Source organism: Mycolicibacterium arseniciresistens, from assembly GCF_030519285.1.
GTDB classification, from domain to species: Bacteria; Actinomycetota; Actinomycetes; order Mycobacteriales; family Mycobacteriaceae; genus Mycobacterium; species Mycobacterium arseniciresistens.
Genome location: NZ_JAUMSQ010000424.1, coordinates 1 through 4759, shown reverse-complemented (window position 1 = coordinate 4759; position 4759 = coordinate 1). Strand labels below are relative to the sequence as shown.

The window sequence follows — 4759 nt, the reverse complement described above, 5'->3', positions numbered from 1 at the left end:
GCCGCGATGGCCACCGCCAACAGTGCGGCGGCCGCCGCGACGAGCGCAGTCCCGTCCGCGCGATGCGCTGCGGCGCCGACCATCAGCACACCGAAAGCGCTGGGCAGCAACAGTTTCGCCGCCCGAGCCGCCGGAGTTGTCATCGCCGCGTCCCCATTCTTCGGTCGGGGATGAGCGCCATCGCCTGGTCGAGGGTGCCGGTGCTCGGCCAGGCGACGACGTCGACGCCGATGGTGCCCATGTCGCGGTACATGAACGAGCGCTGCAGCGCCCACATCCGGTCGACCAGCGGGTCCTGCTCGCCCTCGAGTGGAGTTCCCTCGAGCACGTCGACGGCGACCACGGGGTGCCCGCGCTTGCGCAGATCGATGAGCGCCAACGCGAACTCCGTCTCCAGCAGCGTCGAGAACGCGATCACGATCGCCCCGGCCGGCACCGCGGGTCTGGGCGCCAGCGTGCCTCCGGCCCGTTCGAAACCTCCGACGGCGCCGAGCATGGTGTCGAGGATCCGGTAGAACTGCCGCTGACCGATGTCGGCGCCCAGCCAACGGGTGTCCCGGTTGCCGAGCGCCACCAGACCGGCCCGGTCGCCGTAGCGCAGCGCGCTCTGCACCACCTGCGCTGCGCCACGCGCCATCCGCTCGGTGGCCGCGGTCGCCGGTCCTGGCGGCTGTGCGTAGGTGTCGACCAGCACCACCACGTCGGCCGCCCGGTCGGTGAGCCGCTCGGTGACGTGCAATGCACCGCGTCGCGCGCTCACCGGCCAGTTCACCGTCCGGAGCTGATCGCCCGGGACGTAGGGCCGGATGTCGGCGTACTCGACGCCCGGCCCGGTGTGCCGGGTCAGGTGGGTGCCCAGCCGGTCCAGCAGATCGATGCGCGGGATCGGGGTGGTCTGCGGCGGCGCCACCGGGAACACACAGACCTCGGCCGCGTCGACGCTGCCGGTGCCCTCGAGCAGGCCGCCGCGGGCGGTCACCCGTACCTCGGCCCGCACCGGGTAGCGACCCCAGCGCGCCGCCTCGGCGTTGACCGTCAGGGGCGGTCCGGTGTCAGCGGCCTCGAGGTCCAGGCCGGGCACGGCGACGCAGGCGATGTGGACCGCGCTGCCGTCGTCGGCGCCCGCCCACACGGTGACACTGACCCGCTCGTTCTCGAAGCAGCGCTGCATCCCCGGGCTGCCCGACACCTCGACCGCCGGCGGCGGCCGCTGCCAGGACAGTGAGCACACCACCCCGAGCAGCGGCGCCGCGAAGGCCACCAGGTCCCACCGGCCGGCGAGCAGCGCGCAGACGATCGCGACCGCCGCGCACGTGGTGACCGCGCGGGTCAGCGCCGATGCGCGCCAGCGCAATTCGGCAGTCGCACGGTGATCGGGCGTCGTCACCGGGCGGCCCGCGGCACGGGTAGCCGGCGCAGCAGTTCCTCGACCACGTCCGATCCCTGCACCCGTCGCACCCACATCTCGGGCCGCAGGCTGATCCGGTGCGACATCGCAGGCACCGCCAGCGCCTTGACGTCCTCGGGCACGACGTAGTCCCGGCCGAGCAGCAGCGCGCGGGCCCGCGCCAGCTGCACCAGGTCGAGTTCGGCGCGCGGGCTGGCGCCGACGGCGACCTGCGGGTGCTGGCGGCTGGCGGTGGCCAGCGACACCACGTACTGCAACACGTCGTCATGCACCGTCACCTGCTCGACCGACTCCTGCATGGCCAGCAGGTCGTGGGCGTCGACCACCTGACGCACGGTCGGCGGCTCCGATCCGCGGTCCAGGCGGCGGCGCAGCATCGTGGCCTCCTCCTGTTCGGAGAGGTACTTGAGTTCCAGTCGGATGGCGAACCGGTCGAGCTGCGCCTCCGGCAGCGGGTAGGTGCCCTCGTACTCGATCGGATTGTCGGTGGCCAGCACCAGGAACGGCGAAGGCAGCGGGTGGGTGACGCCGTCGATACTGACCTGCCGCTCGGCCATCGCCTCCAGCAGCGCGGCCTGCGTCTTGGGTGGCGTGCGGTTGATCTCGTCGCCGAGCAGCAGGTTGGTGAAGACGGGTCCGCGGCGGAACTCGAACCGGCCCGACTGCATGTCGTAGATCGTGGAGCCGAGCAGGTCGGCGGGCAGCAGGTCGGGGGTGAACTGCACACGGGTGAACTCGAGTCCGAGCGCGGCGGCGAAAGACTTTGCGATGAGTGTCTTTCCGAGGCCGGGGAGATCCTCGACGAGGATGTGCCCGCGGGCGAGCACGGTGGTGAGGATGAGCGTGAGCGCCCGCCGTTTGCCGACCACCGCCCTGCCGATCTCGTCGAGCACCGCGTCGCAGTGCGCGCTGGTGGTCTCCACCGGCATCCCCATCTCGGCTGTCATATCTGCTCCAGACGTTGCAGAATGTCGTTGAGAGTGTCGCGGCCGGGGCCGGGTTCGCTGCTGCCGGTGCGCGAGATATTCTCGGGATCGACCCACGGCCACAGCTCGGCGCCGAAGAGCATCTCACCGGTGGCGCGGAAAGCGTTCGGGCTCTTCATCCTTCGTTGCCCGGTGGCGAGTTCGAACTGCCGTGCCAGCATCGGGCGCAGCCGGCGGTCCCAGTCGGTGCGCGTGGTCTCCGACCACGAGATCATCGTCTCGGTCCGGGCCCGCCACCGCCGCAGCGACGCCCCCGCGTCATCGGCGGGTTCGTCGGCGGCCTCGGCGGCGCGGCGGGTGAGGTGCCAGCGGACGGCCAGCAGCACCGCGGCGACCGCGACGCCGGACACCACCAGCACGTCGGTGCGGTCGAGCCGCGCGATCGCGAACAGCTCGACCGCGAACACCAGCGTCACGCCGACGGCGACCAGCCTCGTCATCGCGCCGCCTCGAGTTCGTCGCGCACCAGACGCAGCGCGCGCACCGCGTCGGCCCGGTGCCGCTCCCCCATCTCGTGCGGGCTGAACCGCGCCTCCTCGAACAGGTCGACCAGTTCGGTGGCGCTGTCGGCGCGCAGGACGCGACCGCGCACAGCCCGGGCGAGTACCTCCGACGGGGTGTCGGACGCCTGCGGGATGGTGCCCGGCGACTTCTCGAGCTCGCGTTCCATTGCGACGTAGCAGGCGATGATCGCCTCGCGCGGGTCGCGACTGTGGTCGCCGATCTCCGCCAGCCCGAGTTCGGCCGCCCGCGCCAGGTCCGGGCCGGCCGGTGCCGGTTCCGGCGGCGCGACGGCGCTCGGTGGGGACGACCCGACGGCGCCCGCCTTCCTGCGGCCGACGACAGTCGCGGCGAACGACAGCACGAACAGGGCGATGGTTGCCGCCATCAAGTACCCGAACACGTTGCCGGCCGGTTGGTCCTCGCCGTCGGGTGGTTCCGGCGCTTCGGCCGGCGGGGCGTCGAGCGGCGGGGCGGATTCGGCGTCCGAGGGCACCGGCACGTCGTCGACCGCCAGCTGATTTCCCCAGCGCATCAGCAGCAGCACCACCAGCAGCCACAGCAGCAGGCCGGCCCCGACGATCGCCAGCAGCCGCCACGGCGGCCTGCCGCGCTCCCCGCGGGCATCGCGGGGCGCCTCGACGGGGTATGCGGCCGCTGCCGGGCGGCGGGCCTGGTTGGCGATCGCGATCGCGATGACCGCCATCGACACCGCGAGCATCGCGATGACGGCGACCAGCGTGCCGGGGCCACCGGTGGTGGACTCGGGATCGACGGCCTCGGCCTCGGCCTCGGACCGCTGCACGCCGGGCAGGTATCCGCGCAGCGCGACAGTAGCGAGCATGACCAGCACGGTCACCGCGACCGTGCGTGCCACCGCCTTGTCGTCACCGGGCATGGCCCACCCTCGGCTGTGTACCGACGTCCGGGGCGGCCATCGGCCTTGCCCCATCGTGGCACGGCCTGCGCGCCGACCGCCGGGAAAGTGGGAGGGCTACCCGCTCAGTCGCGGGTCAGAACATCTGCCAGTCCGACGCACCGTCGGGCTGCGTGTAGGACCCCGTCGAGTTCTTGATGACGACCGGGTCGCCGCTGCCGAAGTTGTCGTAGAACCACTGGGCGTTGGCGGGGCTGAGGTTGATGCAGCCGTGACTGACGTTCTCCTTGCCCTGCGATCCAACGGACCAGGGGGCGCCGTGCACGAAGATGCCGCTGTTGTCGATCCGGACGGCGTCCTGGACCTTGAGCTTGTAGCCCTCTTCATCGGTGACCGGCACGCCGTAGGTCGACGAGTCCATCACGATGTCGGCGAACTTCTCCAGCACGTAGTACGTGCCGTTCTTGGTCTCGTAGCCGCGCTTGCCCATGGAGATCGGGAACTCCTTCTCCACCTCGCCGTTGCGCACGACCGTCATGGTCTTGGTGTCGTTGTCAACCGTCGCGACCAGCTGCTCGGGGACGGTGAACGTCGACTTCGTCCCTGCGGCGTCGATGTTGACGACGGTGCCCGCCGGCCAGAAGTCCTGCGGACGCCAGCGCAGCTGGGTGTCGCTGGTCCAGTAGAACCGCCCGGGAACCGGGGGGTTCGACGAGATGTGCACCGCGTCCTGCGCCATCTGGCGGTTGGCGATCGGCCGCTGGAAGTTGATGTAGATCGGCTTGGCGGCGCCGGCGATCGACCCGTTGGTCGGGTTGAACGACGGCGAAAGGAACGGCGGTTTCCCGGTGAAGGGCGTGGGATTCTGGCCCGCCGGGGTGCCCTCTGGGATCGGCAGCGGCGGCCCGGCCAGTGAATCGGCGGCAGGCGGCGCGAACGGATTAGCCGCAGGTGGCGGCGGTGCGAACGGGTTGGGCGCCGGGGCCG

5 protein-coding genes are annotated in these 4759 nt (G+C 71.5%); all 5 read right to left on the bottom strand.

Annotated features, from left to right (window positions below):
• Positions 1-139: 139 nt before the first annotated feature.
• Positions 140-1387, bottom strand: a complete 1248-nt coding sequence (locus tag Q2100_RS29735) for a DUF58 domain-containing protein (protein WP_302916912.1) — start codon at positions 1385-1387, stop codon at positions 140-142.
• Positions 1384-2343, bottom strand: coding sequence for an AAA family ATPase (locus Q2100_RS29730; RefSeq protein ID WP_264015173.1), 960 nt, complete (start codon positions 2341-2343; stop codon positions 1384-1386). Before Q2100_RS29730 ends, Q2100_RS29735 begins: the two co-directional genes overlap by 4 nt.
• Positions 2344-2351: 8 nt before the next feature.
• A complete protein-coding gene (locus Q2100_RS29725; RefSeq protein ID WP_302916911.1) occupies positions 2352-2834 on the bottom strand; it encodes a hypothetical protein in 483 nt (160 codons plus the stop codon).
• The gene (locus tag Q2100_RS29720) at positions 2831-3793 is read right to left on the bottom strand and encodes a DUF4129 domain-containing protein (protein ID WP_302916910.1); all 963 of its coding nucleotides are present in this window, start codon (positions 3791-3793) and stop codon (positions 2831-2833) included. The genes Q2100_RS29725 and Q2100_RS29720 overlap by 4 nt, the downstream gene beginning before the upstream one ends.
• A 115-nt stretch (positions 3794-3908) precedes the next feature.
• Positions 3909-4759: L,D-transpeptidase (locus Q2100_RS29715; RefSeq protein WP_302916909.1), on the bottom strand; the 851-nt coding region annotated here is incomplete at its 5' end.